The sequence below is a fragment of the Enterobacter cloacae complex sp. 397G4 genome, assembly GCF_050031515.1.
Lineage (GTDB): Bacteria > Pseudomonadota > Gammaproteobacteria > Enterobacterales > Enterobacteriaceae > Enterobacter > Enterobacter hormaechei_C.
In genome coordinates, this window is record NZ_JBLGWE010000001.1 from 3880675 (window position 1) to 3898508 (window position 17834).

The 17834-nt window shown below is 56.7% G+C and carries 11 protein-coding genes; all 11 read right to left on the minus strand.

The window, feature by feature from the left end:
- Window positions 1–5 precede the first annotated feature (5 nt).
- The 11 genes from recD to ptsP all read right to left on the minus strand — a co-directional run bounded on the left by recD (window position 6) and on the right by ptsP (window position 17825).
- Window positions 6–1826, minus strand: a complete 1821-nt coding sequence (gene recD / locus ACQG1Y_RS18695; protein ID WP_368740733.1) for an exodeoxyribonuclease V subunit alpha — start codon at window positions 1824–1826, stop codon at window positions 6–8.
- A complete protein-coding gene (recB, locus tag ACQG1Y_RS18700; RefSeq protein ID WP_368740734.1) occupies window positions 1823–5365 on the minus strand; it encodes an exodeoxyribonuclease V subunit beta in 3543 nt (1180 codons plus the stop codon). Before recB ends, recD begins: the two co-directional genes overlap by 4 nt.
- Window positions 5362–8244, minus strand: coding sequence for a pitrilysin (gene ptrA / locus ACQG1Y_RS18705; RefSeq protein ID WP_368740735.1), 2883 nt, complete (start codon window positions 8242–8244; stop codon window positions 5362–5364). Before ptrA ends, recB begins: the two co-directional genes overlap by 4 nt.
- A 139-nt stretch (window positions 8245–8383) precedes the next feature.
- Window positions 8384–11758: an exodeoxyribonuclease V subunit gamma gene (gene recC, locus ACQG1Y_RS18710; protein WP_193547843.1), complete on the minus strand. Its 3375-nt coding sequence runs from the start codon at window positions 11756–11758 to the stop codon at window positions 8384–8386.
- A gap of 12 nt (window positions 11759–11770) precedes the next feature.
- Window positions 11771–12094, minus strand: a complete 324-nt coding sequence (locus tag ACQG1Y_RS18715; protein ID WP_023295356.1) for a prepilin-type N-terminal cleavage/methylation domain-containing protein — start codon at window positions 12092–12094, stop codon at window positions 11771–11773.
- On the minus strand, window positions 12079–12477 hold the full coding sequence (locus ACQG1Y_RS18720; protein ID WP_426736946.1) for a DUF2509 family protein: 399 nt from the start codon (window positions 12475–12477) through the stop codon (window positions 12079–12081). The genes ACQG1Y_RS18715 and ACQG1Y_RS18720 overlap by 16 nt, the downstream gene beginning before the upstream one ends.
- Window positions 12474–13034 carry a prepilin peptidase-dependent protein gene (locus tag ACQG1Y_RS18725; protein WP_015571748.1) on the minus strand — a complete coding sequence of 187 codons (561 nt, stop codon included), beginning with the start codon at window positions 13032–13034 and terminating at the stop codon, window positions 12474–12476. Before ACQG1Y_RS18725 ends, ACQG1Y_RS18720 begins: the two co-directional genes overlap by 4 nt.
- Window positions 13025–13489 (minus strand): prepilin peptidase-dependent protein, encoded by a 465-nt coding sequence (locus ACQG1Y_RS18730; RefSeq protein WP_017692737.1) that lies wholly within the window; start codon window positions 13487–13489, stop codon window positions 13025–13027. The genes ACQG1Y_RS18725 and ACQG1Y_RS18730 overlap by 10 nt, the downstream gene beginning before the upstream one ends.
- A gap of 184 nt (window positions 13490–13673) precedes the next feature.
- Window positions 13674–14468: a thymidylate synthase gene (thyA, locus tag ACQG1Y_RS18735; RefSeq protein ID WP_015571751.1), complete on the minus strand. Its 795-nt coding sequence runs from the start codon at window positions 14466–14468 to the stop codon at window positions 13674–13676.
- A 6-nt stretch (window positions 14469–14474) separates the two neighbouring features.
- Window positions 14475–15350 carry a prolipoprotein diacylglyceryl transferase gene (lgt, locus tag ACQG1Y_RS18740; RefSeq protein WP_003862787.1) on the minus strand — a complete coding sequence of 292 codons (876 nt, stop codon included), beginning with the start codon at window positions 15348–15350 and terminating at the stop codon, window positions 14475–14477.
- 228 nt (window positions 15351–15578) lie between these two features.
- Window positions 15579–17825, minus strand: a complete 2247-nt coding sequence (gene ptsP, locus ACQG1Y_RS18745; RefSeq protein ID WP_015571752.1) for a phosphoenolpyruvate--protein phosphotransferase — start codon at window positions 17823–17825, stop codon at window positions 15579–15581.
- Window positions 17826–17834 lie beyond the last annotated feature (9 nt).

Consider the following 17834-nt stretch of genomic DNA (forward strand, 5'->3'; position numbering starts at 1 on the left):
TTCACTCAGACAGATTCAAATATCGCGCTTAATCCGCTTCTGCGCTCGGTACGAGTGGCAATCGCCTGACTCAACACGCGCTCATCCGCATACAGTGAAAGACGCTGGCGCGCACGGGTAATGGCGGTGTAGACCAGCTCGCGGGTCACAACCGGCGACAGCTGTGTCGGCAGGATCAGCGCCGCATGGTTGAACTCGGAGCCCTGAGATTTATGTACCGTCATCGCCCATGCCGTTTCATGCTCTGGCAGGCGGCTGGGCTGGACGGACTTCACGCTACCGTCCGGTAGCTGGAACCAGACGCGCAGACCGTTGCCGCGATCGAGCGCAATGCCGATATCACCGTTGAACAGCCCCAGCGCACTGTCGTTGCGGGAGATCATCACTGGCCGGCCCTCATACCATCGCGAATGCAGCTGACGGTTAATTTTGCGCTTCTGCACCAGCAGCTGCTCCAGCCTGTCGTTCAGGCCCGCGACGCCAAACGGCCCTTCCCGCAATGCGCACAGAAGCTGGTATTCGCCAAATGCGGCGATGACCTGCCCGGGCTGACTGCGCTGCTGCACGCAGCTCAGAAAATGCTGGTATCCCTGGAGAGCCTCCTCAAGCATAGCCTGATACTCTTCCCCGCTTTGCAGCGATTTCTTTTCAATGTCAGTGAAGGAACCGTCAAACACCGTGCGCGTGGCGTGCCTGTCGCCACGGTTGACCGCCGCAGCCAGCTGGCCGATGCCGGAGTCGCTACCGAAACGGTAGCTTTTTTGCAGCAGGCACAGGCTGTCACGCAGTGCGCCCGCGATCGGCGTGTGATCGGGTTCAAGCGAGCAACCGGTCAGACGGGCGAGCTCCTGCGCCCGCGCGGCGGTATAACCGTAACTGGCGTAGGTACAGATATCTCCCAGCACCGCCCCGGCTTCTACAGAGGCGAGCTGATCGCGATCGCCCAGGAAAACCACGCGCGCATGGGGTGGTAGCGCATCGATCAGGCGCGACATCATGGTCAGGTCGATCATGGAGGCTTCATCCACCACCAGCACGTCCAGATGCAGCGGATTGCCCGCATGGTAGCGCAGCCGCTGGCTACCCGGCTGCGCGCCGAGCAGACGGTGCAGAGTACTTGCTTCACCCGGGAAAAGCGCAAGCTGCTCCTGGGTGAGCGGCAGCCGTTGCATCGCACCGCCCAGTGATTCGGTCAGACGCGCCGCGGCCTTCCCGGTGGGCGCCGCCAGACGAATACGGCATCGCTGCTCGCCTGAAAGCTGTATCAGGGCTGCCAGCAGCTTTGCGACGGTCGTTGTTTTCCCGGTTCCCGGGCCGCCGGATATCACCGAGATCCGCCGCGTCAGGGCGACGGCTGCCGCCACTTTCTGCCAGTCTGTGGCCTCACCGGAGTCAAACAGCCTGTCCAGCGTCTGGCGAAGCTGTGCTTCGTCGCAGGGAAGCGGCGCATTGGTCTCACTAAAGAAACGCGCTACCGTCAGTTCGTTTCGCCACAGGCGGTTCAGGTATAAGCGCTCCCCCGTCAGGATCAGCGGTGCCTGGTTGTCTCCCGGCCCGACGGCTGACGATTCACGCAAGATTTTCTGCCAGTCCACCGTCTCCCCCAGCAGCGCAAAGCAGGACTGGAGGACAGGCGGCATTTTCTCGTCAGCCACCAGACGCGAGAGCGGCAGACACACATGCCCCTCTCCGGCGTCTTTACTCAACAGGGCAGCGGCAAGCATCACGGCGGGCTGGTCAGCGGCAATCATCATGGCAAACTGCACGTCCAGCTGACGCAGCACGCGTTGCTCTACCGCATCCAGCAATAAGTCCTGCATCGTCATGCCATCTCCTCCGTGTTTGCTGCAAACAGGTTATCCATTTTATTAATCAATTCCGCATCCGGACGAGTGCTGAAGATCCCGGAGCGCGGATCGGCAGCATCAACCCCGCGCAGGAACAGATAGATGACACCGCCAAAATGATCGTCGTAGCGATAATCCGCAATACGGTGGCGCAAATAGCGGTGCAGCGCCAGGGTATAGAGCTGATATTGCAGATCGTAGCGATGCATTTGCATGGCTGCCGCCATCGCCTGCTGGGTATAGGCTTCGCTGTTCTCGCCCAGCCAGTTCGATTTGTAATCCAGCAGGTAGTACCGTCCTTCGTGACGGAAGACCAGGTCGATAAACCCTTTCAGCATGCCCTGCACCTGACGGAAGTTCAGCGGCGGGCAACCGGCTGACAGCGGATCGTACTGACGGATAAGCGCATCGAGCGCGTCGGCCTTAAGCGGGCCTGCGACGGGCAGATAAAACTCCATCTCAACCTGCTTATTTTTGGCCGTTAACTGACGAAGAGAGAAGCCCTGCGTCGTCAGCGGCGCCTGCAAAATGGCGTTGATCCAGTCAGTGAGAACGGGCTGCCAGTGCGCGTCATAGCCTCCGCTCTGCAACATCTTCAGCACCCACTCCTCACTGACAGGCTGGGTGAAATCAAGCTCTTCAAAGAGGCTGTGCAAAAAGGTGCCCGGCGACGCGCCGCGTGGGAACTGATGTGGAGTTAACGTCGGTTCAACCGGAACATCGCCCACCCCTGCGGCATCCACGTCCAGCTTCGGCATGAGATCCTGCGCAATACTTTGCCCGTGCTGTTGCAGGCCAGAATAGCTGGTGACGCGCCAGTCGTCGGCAAGCACCCGTGTGATCTGGCGCGCGTTAAGATCGGTCGCGGGCTCTTGCGCCATTTCCCAGCGGCTGTTGTCTGGCAGAGAAGGGATATGCAGGGCGATATCGTCTCCGCAAAGCGACTCAATACAGAGGCGCAACCCCGCCGCATCTTTCGGCTCACCACGCTGAACAAGCCGCCCTAAGGCGCTTAAATGTAAATCGCTCTCCCCTGTTTTCTCCCCGCGACGGCGGAAAACCGGCGCGACGCCCAGGCTGCAATGCCAGACAGAACGGGTCAACGCCACGTAAAGCAGGCGCAAATCCTCCGCCAGACGCTCCGCTTCCGCCAGCTCAACGCTGGTTTCCGCCTTGCTGAGATCGAGCACCGCATCGAAAGTCTCGCGGTCATGATAATAGGCCTGATCCTGAACGCGGTAGTTGGCGATAAAGGGCAGCCAGACCAGCGGATACTCGAGACCTTTCGATTTGTGAATGGTGACGATTTGCACCAGATGCTTATCGCTCTCAAGACGCATCTGCTGGCTTGAGGCGTTACTGTTTGGATCCGCGATTTGCTGCGCCAGCCAGCGCACGAGGGCATGTTCACTTTCAAGCTGGGTGCCGGCTTCCTGCAACAGTTCGCTGATGTGTAAAATATCGGTAAGACGCCTTTCACCGCCCGATGACGCCAGCATATTTTCGGCAATCTGGCGCCGCGTCATCAATTCGCGCAGCATCGCCATGACGCCGCGTTTTTGCCAGCGTTCACGGTAATGGACAAACTCTTCCACCACCGTATCCCATGCGTTTTCGTCATGGTTGAGCTCATCAATATCGCGCGCGTTCAACCCCAGCATAGAGCTGGCCAGCGCGCTTCGAAGCGTATTTTCGCGCTCCGGGGCCAGCACCGCCTGAAGCAGCCAGAGCATTTCCTGGGCTTCCAGCGTGTCGAACACGCTGTCGCGGTTAGAGAGATACACTGACGGAATATCCAGCAACGTTAGCGCATCGCGGATTAGCGCCGCTTCCTGACGACTGCGCACCAGCACGGTAATATCAGAGGCTTTAACAGGATTTGCCTGTTCCCCCTCCCAAAGCAGCGCCTCGCCGCGCGCGCCTGCGCTCAGCCAGTCACGGATTTGCGCGGCGCAGTGCTGCGCCATCGCCGCCTGATAGTCGGCAACCCCATAGCCTTCCCCTTCCAGCAGCCAGAAGGTCATGGCGGGTTGCACCGCGCTACTGACTTCGAAGCGCAGGGATGCGTTTTTTGGGGCGGATTTCACCGGCAGGAAAGGGATTTCATTGAACATGAACGCCGTCTCCATACGGCTGAACAGCGCATTGACGCTCTCAACCATCCCCGGAGCGGAACGCCAGTTAGTGTCTAACGTGTAATGCGCGACAACCTCACTACGGGCTTTCATATAGGTGAAGATATCTGCCCCACGGAAGGCGTAAATCGCCTGTTTAGGGTCGCCTATCAACAACAGGGCAGTGTCGGGCTGCTGTCGCCAGATGCGGCGAAAAATGCGGTACTGTTGAGGGTCAGTGTCCTGAAATTCGTCAATCATCGCCACCGGAAAACGGGTACGGATCGCGCTGGCGAGCGCTTCACCATTCTCGCTGGACAGCGCCTCGTCCAGGCGGCTCAGCATGTCATCAAACCCCAGCTCGCCCCGGCGACGTTTTTCGCGCGCGACGGCCTGGCGGATCTCCGTCATGGCGCGTGTGATCATCAGGTCATTGAGCGTTAATGGCTCCGCAAGCAGCGCATCAATCGCCACAAACAGGGAATGCTCAGGCACAATGCCGTCGGCTTTGGTTCGCTCGGTCAAAAAGCGCTGCGAAAATTTTTCCAGTGCGTCCGGAAGCTGGTAGCCCCGCGTCTCCTCCTGGGCCCAGACGCTGATCTTTTCGATCCACTTCCCCTGGTTCCCACGGTTGAACTTGCGTCTGTCGATGCCTGAGTTTTCGATGATTGCATCAATTTCACCAACCGACTCATTCCACTTCTGCTTAAGCGTCGCAATTTTGGCGACGATCTTTTCATGGCGCGAGGCCAGCGTTTCATCGGCAGGCGGCGGAGATTTAATGACCGGCGCTTCGCCTTGCAGGTAACGGTCGATGGCGCGAAGAAGCTCTTCCGGACCTTTCCACAGGGCGTGAACCGCTTCGGCAATGTCGCGCTGCAATGGATAACAGTGACGACGCCAGAAATCCGCACAGGCCTGATAGCGAAGCTCGGATTCATCTTCAATAAGCTGCTGCTCAAAGAGCATGCCGGATTCAAACGCATTCAGGCTTAACATGCGCTGACAAAAACCGTGAATGGTGAAGACGGACGCTTCATCCATTTGCCGCTCGGCCAGCAGCAGCCATTGCGCAGCCTGTTGCTTATCCGCAATCTCGTCCAGCAGGCTCGCGTAGAGGGGGTTATCCGTTGTCTGACGCAAACAGGCGATGCGCAGCTCATGAATGTTGCTGCGAATACGGCCACGCAGCTCGGCAGTGGCCGCTTCGGTGAAGGTTACCACCAGCAGCTCTTCCACGCTTAACGGGCGCGAAAAAGCGGCGTTGCCGCCGAGCCCCAACAGCAGACGCAGATAGAGCGCGGCGATGGTATAGGTTTTTCCCGTTCCCGCTGAGGCTTCAATCAGTCGCTCACCCTGTAGAGGTAAACTTAGGGGATCAAGCGGCTCAGCGGTATGGGTCATTCTTTCTTACTCCAGGGCATAGTTTGTTGCAGCGCGCTGACGCTCTTCCAGACGGTCCACTCTTTTGATTTTACGTAGTCCGTTTTCCCGTTCTGGCTGCCAGAAACCTGAGACAGGATGGCCATACCCTGCGGTTTTACTACCGCCTGATGGAAGAAATCGGCAACCTTTTGTGGCGTCAGCTGTTTTATTTCGGCCACTATTTTATCACGCGAATCAAATTTCATATTACCGCGATCAAAATCTTTGCTCAGCTGCGAGGCCTCTTCACCCAGCGTCTGCGGCGGCTGCATCACCTGGGCGATAACCGCCTGCTGGATCTGGGCAAACTCTTCCGGCTTCATGGCGCGCAGTTTTGCTTCCGCCTGCGGGAAGAACGCCTGATAACGCTGCCACAGGTAAGCGGGTTGCTTGTCGCTGCTTTGCAGAAGGAAGCCCAGCCCCCACTGACGGCCCACATTCATAGAGAAAGCGAATACCGCATAGCCCAGCTGCTCTTCGGTGCGCAGCTGGTTGTAAAACCACGGCTGAATAATTTGACCAAGCACCGCACTCTGGGCAGAGCTGGTAAATTCGTCATAACCGACAGGGACAAACACCGCGGCCAGCGCGGAATCCGTGCTGCTTCCCGCTTTTTCGAAGATCACGTTCTGTTTTTTCTCTACCAGCACATCCTGGTTACGGCACCACTCATCGCCTTTTGAACCCAGTTGCGCCCGGACGTTTTGCGCCAGCGTTTTAGCCTGATCTTCGCTCATATTCCCTACAACCAGGAACTCCGGACGGGTATTGGTTTTCAGCGCATCACGGTAAGCCAGCACCTCTTTTAAGGTGACTGAGGGCAATATCGCGCGGCGATCTTCGCGCTGGAAGTACGGAATTTGCGACAGCATCTGTGCTGGCATAATCGCCTGATCGTAGGCTTTACCCTTCTCGGCAGAATCCATCATCTGGGCATACCAGGACTTAGCCTGCTCGAGCTGTTCTTCCGTAGGCGTATAGCTGAAATAACCGTCCAGCAGCGCCTGGAACAGCTGCGGCAAACGCTGGGTATAGCCGTTGGCATTCACCATCAGGCCGTTATTGGCGTTGGTGGAGAAACTGATACCACCAACGGCAGCCTGGTTGCTGAGCTGATCGAGGGCAATACCGGCCAGATAATCGTTAAGCGCAAATAGCACCTGGTTTCTGGCGCTGTCCATTGCTTTAGGATTACGCAGCACCACGCTGACATCCGCTTTTGGCTCGTCGGCGAAATAGCGGCTTGGGGTGTAGACCACGCGCAGCGTCGGCTCATCAACAATCAGCTCCGGGTGCGGATACGCCTTTGCGGGTTTGATCAGCGAGAAATCGTCCGGGATGTAGGGGTTAAGTTCCGGTAACGTCAGCGCAATTTCCCCCGCCTTTTTCTGCCAGCCCGCGAAGGTCTGTTCGCTGATTTTTTCAACCTGATACGGGGCATCAACGAAGTAGGCCATTTTGTTATGCGGTTCGTTCGGGCTGATATACCAGACGCGGGCATTCTGCGGAGTCATCATCGCCAGTCGCGCTTTGAGCGCTCCGGCGTCATACTGGTCGGCAATATTTACCGCATCCAGCGTATGTTCCACCGGCACGCGGATCATGGTATCTGCCAGCCACTCAACGTAGTCCATATCACGCGTGATAGAGGGATAGCGGAAATCGAGATCCAGCACGTGCGCCAGCTCGTCAAAGTAGCGCTTATCGACGCCTTTATCGCGCAGCAGAGAGAGGTAACTGAAAATGGCCGCAACGACGTCGTCCCGGTGAGCCAGCCCTTTATCGGTCAGCGTCGCGGAGATGGCCAGCACGCCGCTATTCCCATTTACAACGGGATCGGAGTCAGCGCGAATACCTTCCACCAGCCCCTGCTTTTGCAGCCAGTCGGAGAGCGTACCCGGGCTGCGGTTGCCGATAAGATACGTCACCAGCTCGTCGGTTTTGCTGCGGAACTGCGCCGTGTTGTTATCAATACGGAATTCAACGCGTAACACCTTGCGCGGCAAGGCCGGCACATAGTGAATAACAATGCCTTTTTGCGCGTCCGTGACAACCGGCACGTTAATCTGCGGCAGATCGATATTTTTATTTGGCACCCTGCCGTAGGTCTGCGCGGCCATGTTTGCCAGCGTCGGCAACGGTTTATTGCTGTAGATAACCGCTTTCATCAGATTGGCGGAATAGTATTTTTCACGAAACGCATGCAGCGCATCGAGCACCGGGCTACCTGGCTTGTCGCTTAGCGTTTCAAGGTTGCCGCCTGAGAAGCGCGAACCCGGGTGCGCCGGATTGATGGTTTCAGCGCTAACCTGCGCCATGCGCATACCGTCTCGCGTGCGCGCCATCGTCAGTTCGGCGTTCACGGCATTACGTTCACGGTCAGCGTATTTTTTATCCAGCAGCGGTGCGGCGATGGCATCCGCCAGACGGTCCACCGCCCCATCAAGCGCATCATTTTCCACTTCCAGGTAAAACGCGGTGCGATACGGCGCGGTACTGGCGTTGTGGCTGCCGCCATGCATTTTCAGAAATTCGGACAGGCTGTCAGGCTGTGGGTATTTTTTAGAGCCCATCAGCGTCATGTGCTCAAGGTAGTGCGCCAGTCCAGGATGGGCGTCAGGATCTTCCAGCGAACCCACCGGCACAACCAGCGCGGAGAGCGATTTCACCGCCTGAGGATCGGAAACCAGCAGCACGGTCATCCCGTTATCAAGACGAATCGCCTGATACTCACGGGTGTCCTTATCGCTCTTACGGATTGTTTCCTTGACAGGTTGCCAACCGGAATCGGCCTGAGTGACGGGAGCCCAAAGGGCGATAAACAAAACAAACGCTTTGAACAAGGTGCTGCCTGGCATTACGACCTCTTTATCACGGCTACATCATTAACAACGTGCGTGCTGGACACGCCAGCATCTCTTTCTTTGGGTACATCAGTCCGTGATAAGAGGTGCATCATAAATGAACACCTCACACTGCGCAATTTTTATACAGCACTCAGGACTGATTAAATTTGAACATCGGTAACAGGTAGCGTTGCGCCTCTTGGGTGATAATGTCGAAATATTCTGGCTCCAGCGTTCGCCATAAACGTTGATACCAGACATCGTCACCTTCGCCACGTACCATCATGTTCCCTTCGTAGGCCTGCAAAAACTTGCTGCGCGCTTTCTGGAGCGAAGCCTCATCCGTTAACATGGCATCATTCTGCGCGTCGTAACAGGCTTTTATCCACGCCCCCCCACTTTCAGGCAGCAAAAGCAGAGGTTTGTTCATGCCCTGACGGTAACCTTCAATATAAAGCGACAGATACGTCAACGCCTGCTCAGGCTCCATCGGCGGGAAACGCCATTCGCCGTCCTTACGTACAAACAACCGGCTTTCACCTTCGTGACCACTCGCACTGTAGACAAGATGTTCGAGCCAGAGTTGCAGGCCATGTGAAACGCTGAGCATGGATGGCCGCCAGCGCAGCAGCCCGTCAGACTGCACGTGCGTGAGCCAGCCGCTGAGGTGCATACCGTTACAATCGAGATCGATTTCAATGCTGCTCGCCGGCTGCCGACACGCGATAACGCGGTCAGCAAGCGCTCGCATCTCCTCGCACTGGGCATCCCAGACGATTTCGCCGAATGCACCATACGGAAGTAATCCCGACGCCCTGTAACGTCGGAACAGTTTACTGGCGTCTTCTTCGTCAACCAGCGCATTCAGAAGCTGGGAATTAAGCTTAAAACGCTCCAGCCCATCAAGAATAAACGGTTCCGCATCGGGGATTTCGCTCTCTTCAGAGCGGAAATTCACCTGCAAGCGTTGCTGGAAAAAAGCCCGGACCGGGTGCGCCCAAAAGCGCTGTAGCTGCTCAAACGAGAGGGTATCTATGACGCGCGGTTCGAGCGTCTGAATAAAATCGGTTTGCGGCGTCCCCGCTTTCTTCGCGGCGGGAAGCCACTCGCGGGCGTAGCTTTGCAGTTCATCAGGAACGTAATTGACAGGATCAAACGGCATACGGCTATGGTGACAGGTGATATGCGCTTTCACCCGACGTTCGCTTTCGTCGCAGTTGCAGGCTTCATCGCCCGGCAGATAGTGGCTCTGTCCAATGTAGTCCACCAGCTCCTGCACCAGCACAGACGGGAAACGCTCGCTGTTATCCTGAATTGAACGTCCGATATAGCTGATATACAGCCTGCTTTGCGCAGACATCAGCGCCTCAAGAAAGAGATAACGGTCATCATCGCGGCGGCTGCGGTCGCCCCGCTTCGGTTGTGCGCTCATGAGATCAAAACCCAGAGGTGGAAGCGCACGCGGATAAATACCGTCGTTCATGCCAAGCAGACAGACCACTTTGAACGGGATTGAACGCATTGGCATCAGGGTACAAATATTCACCGGCCCCGCAAGGAAGCGCTGGCTGATGCGCTCCTGATCGAGACGTTGCGTCAGCTCATCACGAAGAAGCGAAAGAGGAACCGCCTCGTGATAGTGCGAATTAACCCCCTCATCAACGATGGCCTGCCACTGCTTCTCGATAAGCGCCATGGCGGCTTCAGTTTCGCTGTCCGGCAGAAAGAAATCATTCAGCATTTCGCGGCAAATCGGCAGCCACTCTTCGAGCGGGCGGGGCTGCATCAACGCACGGCGCCAGCGGTTGAGCTGCATAAGCAGCGAGGCTAAGTGACCAACCAGTTCCGCGATCAACCCACTGGATTCATCGTACGGCAGCACGTCATTCCATTCGCCGTGGATGCTCTCCATAGCATACCCCAGCAGCATGCGCGTCAGGCCAAACTGCCAGGTATGCTGGCCGGTCGCAGGCAGTTCGAACTCCTGGACGTTATCATCGTCGATACCCCAGCGGACACCAGATTCGTTGACCCACTGGCGCAGATAGCGCAACCCCTCTTCGTTAATGTTGAAACGTGCGGCCAGAACAGGCACATCCAGCAGTGCCAGCACATCCTCAGAGATAAACCGGCTATCAGGCAGCGAAAGCAGGCTGATAAAGGCCTGTAGCGCCGGGTGTGACTGACGAGCGCGACGGTCAGAGATTGCGTAGGGCAGATAGCGGTCGCCCGTTGCGCTGCCAAATACCGCCTGAATAAACGGGCTGTAGCTGTCGATATCCGCCACCATCACCACGATATCGCGCGGTGTCAGGGTTGGATCGTCCTGTAACATGGCCAGCAGGCGGTCATGAAGAATTTCAACTTCACGCTGTGGGCTGTGGCAAACGTGGATCGCGATACTGCGATCGTCAGGATCCAGTTTTCGCTTCTTGTCGCTTCGCGCAAACTCTTCGGCAGTGATCCCGGCAACGGCACGGTTTTCCAAATCCAGAATATCAAGCTGAATATTGTGCAGCAGGCTGTCCGGCGTAATATCCGCAAACGCATCCACATCCCCTTCTCCCGAAGAGGTGATTTCAGAAAGCAGATAAATATAGTCGCGTCCGAGCTTGCCCCACGAGGCAAGCAGCGGGTTCGGCAGGTTCTGAATCCCCTCTTCATCAAAAAGCTGCGCCGCATTTTCACTGTCTTTAAACAGCGGCACGGCGCGTTCCTCAAAGAGGCGTTTTCTCTGACGGGTGACCAGCCGTGATAGCCAGCGCGGATCCTGAATATCCCCCCAATAGTGCCGACACGGGTTGGTAAAGAGGATATGGATATCAGTGTGCTTACCGAGCGCTTTTAGCGCGTTCAGGTAGACAGGCGGCAGCGCGGAGATACCGCAAATGAACACGCGTGACGGCAAACGGGCTGGCCGTTCTGCGCTGTTCTCAAGTATTGAGATAAAGCGATCGTACAGGTTAGCACGGTGCCACTTAGGCTGACCGAGTTTCCCGGTATGCTCGACCAGCGCTTTCCAGAGCGGCGCCTGCCAGATTTGCGCTTCCGGTAACCCATCGACTAATTCTCCCGCTTCCCAGCGAATCAGCCATTCTGCACGGTAAACCAGATACTGGTCATAAAGGTCGGCAGTACGTGAGGCAAGCTGGAAAAGTTTACGCTTGTCAGTGTCGTCATTCAGGTAGTGCCGCAGCATGGCAAACTCATCATGCGCCAGCATGTCCGGCAGCAGCGTCATCAGTTTCCAGGCCATACTTTGTTTGTTGAAGGCGCTCTGCTCAGGAATATCCGGCAGGACGCGAACAAACATCTCCCAGATAAAGCTCGCGGGCAGCGGAAAATCGATGTTCGCCGCAATGCCAAATTTCTGCGAAAGGGACATTTGCAGCCACTGCGCCATACCGGTGCTCTGCACCAGCACCATTTCTGGCTCAAACGGATCGTCAAGACGCTCTTGCTCAACGATATACTCCATCAGTGCTTCCAGCACATCCAGACGATTTGAGTGGTAAACCCTTAGCATAAACGCTCCCGACTAGCGGCTAACCGGGCAATGCAGACGCGTCAACGCGCCCTGCCGCCCCATAGGAGAAATAAGTGTGACCGTGATGCTGACACATCCGGACTGTGTTGTCTGCCCCCGACTGACCTGCCAGCCCGGCGGGAGCGTTAATGTTGAGATCTGCGACTGATTCCACGCATGATGCCATAGCTGACGATACTGGCTAAGCGCCGCATACCGGGCTGCCAGCGCGCGATGATAGCCGGATAACGCCATCACAACCACAACCAGCAACATCATTGCCAGCAAAACCTCAACCATGCTAAATCCTTTTTGTCTGCTCAGGGTAACTGACATAGCGTACTTTCCTTAAGGGGGCAGAAATCACTCCAGCCGTGGACGGAAAAGCGTATCTGCCCCTCCGAGATGTCCCCGCCTCGCCATAGCAATAGATTGTCATTGCCGGCAATAAGCAACACACGCACCCCAAACAGCCTTATACAGACCCGCAAACGTTGTGTCTGTTTGCACTGAACCTCTGGCTGTAAAGCCCATTCCTGAACGCGCCCCCACTCCAGTGCAGATTGCACGGCAGCCTGCTGGCGAACAGACAAACTCTCGCCACTTACCAGCGTGCTAAAGGTTTGCAGCTGCTGATTTAATCCGGTGAGGATCAGCGTGCCGAGCACCAGTAATAGCAGGACCAGTGCCAGCGATGACATGCCCCGCTGACGATTCACAGATTAAACCCCGTTACGGTATGGCGAGCCGAAAAGGGTGCGGCCAGTTCACCTTTGCGGCGGGCACGCAGCTCGATACTGATGACCGGCGCAAAGCCATCATGATCGGTTTTAGTGACCATAAATTGCTCTATCAGGACCCGATCCGGGTCGGTGAGCTTATCCCATCCCTTACCGTCACAGGATGTGGCGCCCCGCAGCGTTTCAAGCGATCCGGACTCAAGCCGGAATCCCGTACTGTCGTTTTCTGACGCGGTGCTATCCCACTGGCCGTTGCTGTTCGCATCCCATAGCACAATCGCACATCGTCCTTGCCTGCCGATGATCATCCCCTGCCCCTGGCAATGCCCTGCACAATATCCTGCCCTCTGAAACTGTTTACCGATCGCGAACAGACGTTGCCAGACCTCATCCTCCAGCTCCTGCTGTCCGGATTGCAGTAAAACACCCCGCTGTAGCCCCGGTAAAAAACGTGACGTGCTGAGTAAAAGAATGCTGCTTATCGTCATCGCAATAAGCACTTCCAGCAGGGAAAACCCTTTTCGATTTACTGGCATGCACCTTCTCCTGCGGCATTACACAGCCTGATACGTCCGCCATTTGAGACAATAACCCACCACCCACCAGCGCGGCTCTGCACGCGGATATGTCCGGCCCATGCGGTATCCCTTAAACCGTAAAATCCCAGCGCAGGGGTTATGTCGCTTATCGTGACCTCGGGCCACATCGGCTTCATCACGAACGGTCCGCCGCTGTCACAACCGGTCACCGCTGAACTGGCCAGACAGTTCTTTTCACCGTCGTTATACAGCGCGATCCTGTGCTCGCTGTTGTGACGGTTGGCGTCATTGCGCAAAAACACCAGGTAATCCCGCACCTGGCAGGCAGTTTGCCAAAGCCGCTGCCGCTGCTGCCAACTGTCCCAGCCATAGAGCCCTGTGGCGCTGAGGATCACTGTCAGCGAAACGGCGATAAGGGTTTCGATAAGCGTAAAGCCTTGTTCGTTTTTCATGGCGGGAGTGTGGCGGAATAGCAGAAACGGTACGAGCGTCAAACCAGAACTTTACGAGCCGCTTTCCGGAGATTTTCACCCGTTGCAACGCGTTGCATCATCTCTGGAAACAGGCTCGAAAAACAAAACGGGCGAGAAAAAAAACCGGCGCTAAAGAGCACCGGTTGTGTCAGGATTTGCCGTATCAGATGGCGACAGGAGCTTTAATGCCGGGATGCGGGTCGTAACCCTCAATCTCGAAATCATCAAAACGGTAATCGAAGATCGATTCCGGTTTACGTTTGATCACCAGCTTCGGCAATGCACGCGGTTCGCGGGTCAGCTGGAGATGCGTCTGTTCCATATGATTGCTGTAGAGGTGGGTATCACCGCCCGTCCAGACAAAATCGCCCACTTCAAGATCGCACTGCTGCGCCATCATGTGCACCAACAGCGCGTAGCTGGCGATGTTAAACGGCAAGCCGAGGAACACGTCGCAGGAGCGTTGATAGAGCTGGCAGGAGAGCTTGCCGTCCGCCACATAGAACTGGAAAAACGCGTGGCAAGGCGCCAGCGCCATTTTATCCAGTTCCCCCACGTTCCAGGCAGAGACAATGATACGGCGCGAGTCCGGGTCATTTTTCAGCTGGTTCATGACGGTCGTGATCTGGTCAATATGGCGGCCGTCCGGGGTAGGCCACGCGCGCCATTGCTTGCCGTAGACCGGCCCCAGGTCGCCGTTCTCATCTGCCCACTCGTCCCAGATGGAGACATTGTTTTCATGCAGATAAGCAACGTTGGTATCGCCTTGCAGGAACCAGAGCAGTTCATGAATGATCGAGCGCAGATGGCAGCGCTTCGTTGTCACCAGAGGAAAGCCTTCTTGCAGATTGAAGCGCATCTGGTGGCCAAAAATGGAGAGCGTACCGGTGCCGGTACGGTCGTTTTTCGGCGTGCCCTCGTCGAGCACTTTTTTCATCAATTCAAGATACTGTTTCATGATTCCTCAGGAAAGTTGTTGCTGTGGACGACGACGATACGCCCAAATCATCATAATGGCACCCGCGACAATCATCGGGATGGAGAGGATCTGCCCCATGCTGATGTACTGTACCCATTCCCCGGTAAACTGCGCATCCGGCTGGCGGAAGAACTCGACGATGATACGAAACGCGCCGTAGCCAATCAGGAACAGACCGGAGACAGCCCCCATTGGGCGCGGTTTGCGGATATACAGATTCAGGATGATGAACAGCACCACGCCTTCCAGCGCCAGCTCATAGAGCTGTGACATATGGCGCGGCAGAACGCCGTAGGTATCGAAAATGGACTGCCACTCAGGATGCGAAGGCAGCAGCGCGATGTCCTCCGCGCGGGAACCCGGGAACAGCATGGTAAACGGCACGCTCGGATCGACACGCCCCCACAGTTCACCGTTGATGAAGTTGCCCAAACGCCCTGCGCCCAGCCCAAACGGGATTAACGGCGCAATAAAATCAGCCACCTGGAAGAAGTTGCGTTTGGTGCGTCTGGCGAAGATCACCATGACCAGGATCACACCAATCAGCCCGCCGTGGAAAGACATGCCACCGTCCCAGACGCGGAACAGATAGAGCGGGTCGTTCAGGAATACCGGGAAATTATAGAACAGGACATAACCGATGCGACCGCCCAGGAACACGCCTAGGAAGCCGGCATAAAGCAGGTTTTCCACTTCGTTCTTCGTCCAGCCGCTGCCTGGACGACTGGCGCGACGGCCAGCAAGCCACATGGCAAAGACGAAGCCCACCAGGTACATCAGACCGTACCAGTGCAGCGCTACAGGTCCTATTGAGAAAATAACCGGATCGAATTCCGGAAAATGCAGATAACCACTGTTCATCTGTCACCACAAGATGTTGTTATTCCGCTGAAAGTGGACAGCGGGTGAATTGCATTCCCGCCGTTGGCAGGTGCTCCAAAGTTGCGAATCATAGCATAAGGCAGGCGTGGAGGATGCGCCTGAGATGTAAAAGATGTGTATAGGGTTTCATGCGCGCTGTTCCCCCTCACCCCATCCCTCTCCCTCAAGGGAGAGGGGGTCGTCGGAGCCGTCATTATTTTGTGGGGATCAGCGGCCGCCCCGGATCAAACCGCCCATGCCGCGTCGCTCCATAAACGCAGCCACCTGATGGCGCACTTCGGCTGCCAGCTGTGCTTCCAGGCTACGCGCGGCCAGTTCGCGCGCCTCATCTTGTTCGATGTGACGTAACAGGTATTTCACACGCGCAACGGAACGTCCGTTCATTGACAGGTGACGGAAACCGAGACCAATCAGGATCGCCACGCACATCGGATCGCCGGCCATTTCACCGCACAGGCGCAGGTCGATATTATGCTGCTCGGCTTCGCGGGCGATCATCGCCAGGGCACGAAGCATCGCCGGATGCAGGCTGTCGTAGATGCTGGCAACGCGCGTATTGTTGCGATCGACTGCCAGAATGTATTGCGTTAAGTCGTTGGTGCCAACGGAGATAAAATCAACGCGGGTCGCCAGCTGCGGCAACATAAAGACCATCGAAGGCACTTCAAGCATCACGCCAATACGGGGTTTAGGGATCGCATAGCCGATCATCTCTTCCACTTCGCGCCCTGCACGTTCTATCAACCGCCGCGCTTCGTCGATCTCGTCAATACTGGTGACCATCGGCAGCAAAATGCTGAGATTCCCCGTGGCCGCGTTGGCACGCAGCATCGCACGAACCTGGATAAGGAAGATTTCCGGCTGATCGAGGGTTATGCGGATCCCACGCCAGCCGAGGCAGGGATTCTCTTCACTGATGGGCATATAGGGCAGTTGCTTATCCGCGCCGACGTCCAGGGTGCGCAACGTGACGGGTTTGTCGTTAAACATCTGCAACATGCCCTGATACTGCGCCACCTGCTCCTCTTCTGACGGGAAGCCGCTTTGCAGCATAAACGGTATTTCGGTGCGGTAGAGGCCGATGCCATCGATGCGGCTGCCGAGCTTCTCTTCATGCTCAGGGCTTAAGCCAGCATTGAGCATCACCTTCACACGCTCACCGCTCTTGAGCTGCGCGGGCAGGTTGACGTCATCTTCCGCCAGCTTGCTTAATTCATTCTCTTCGCTGATAAGACGCTGGTACTCCTGAAGGAGAACCGGCTCAGGATCCACCAGCAACTCACCGCGGTATCCGTCCACCACCAGCGTACGGCGGTGCAGTACGGAGGGCTGAATATCCGCCCCCATCACGGTCGGAATACCGAGCGCGCGCACCATAATGGCGGCATGGGAGTTAGCTGCGCCATCGCGCACCACTACGCCCGCCAGCCTGTCCTGCGGTAATTCCGCCAGCGTCGTCGCCGAGAGTTCATCGGCCACCAGTACAAACCGGCTCGGCCAGGCATTCGCCCCCTGAATAGTATCATCAAGGTGGAACAGCAGACGTTGCCCAAGCGCGCGTAAATCGCCGGCGCGCTCTTTCAGATAACCGTCAGTCAGCACCGCAAACTGCTCGGCAAATTTTTCAATGACCTTTTTAACCGCCCACTCTGCCACCGAACCTTTATCGACCTCGGCAAATAACTCACGACGCAAACGCGCATCGGAAAGCAGGTGTGAGTAGAGGTCGAAAATGGCCGCCGTCTCTTTTTGAGCGCCAGCGGCAAAGCGTTTGCTGTAGCGACGAAACTCATTCGCCGCCTCTTCCAGCGCAGCGGTAAGCCGTTCGCGCTCAAGCGCTTCATCCAGCGTCGAGGCTTCATAGACCTGCTCCATCAGGGGGAGCGTGGCATCCATCCAGCCTTCGGCAATCGCGACGCCCGGCGAGGCCGGAAGCGCGCGGATGCGGGTATGACGATACTGCCCAAAAAGGGCTGCCAGCTGAGACTGGGAGAGGATCGCAGCCATCTGCGTTGCCAGCGTGACGAGGAAAGACTCCTCGCTTTCGTCGTACTGACGCAACTCTCGCTGCTGGACAACAAGCACGCCAAGCAGTTGACGACGCTGAATAATCGGCACGCCAAGGAAAGCGCGGAACCGCTCCTCTTTGACGGAAGGGATATATTTGAAGCTGGGATGTTTTTGCGCATCGGCAAGGTTGATTGGCTCCGCCAGTCGCCCGACCAGGCCAACAATACCTTCATCAAACGCGAGCGTGACGGTACGTCCCCGTGGTTTTTTTAAACCGCGGGTTGCCATCAGGTAGTAGCAACGTCGGTCATGGTCGGCCAGGTAGACCGAACAGACCTCGGTTTCCATCGCAAGACAGATGTCCGTCACCAGAATATTCAGCGCCTCGTTGAGGCGAGGCGCACTGGCAACCTTTTCAACTATTTCTCGCAAGCGGGTGAGCATGATTTGCGT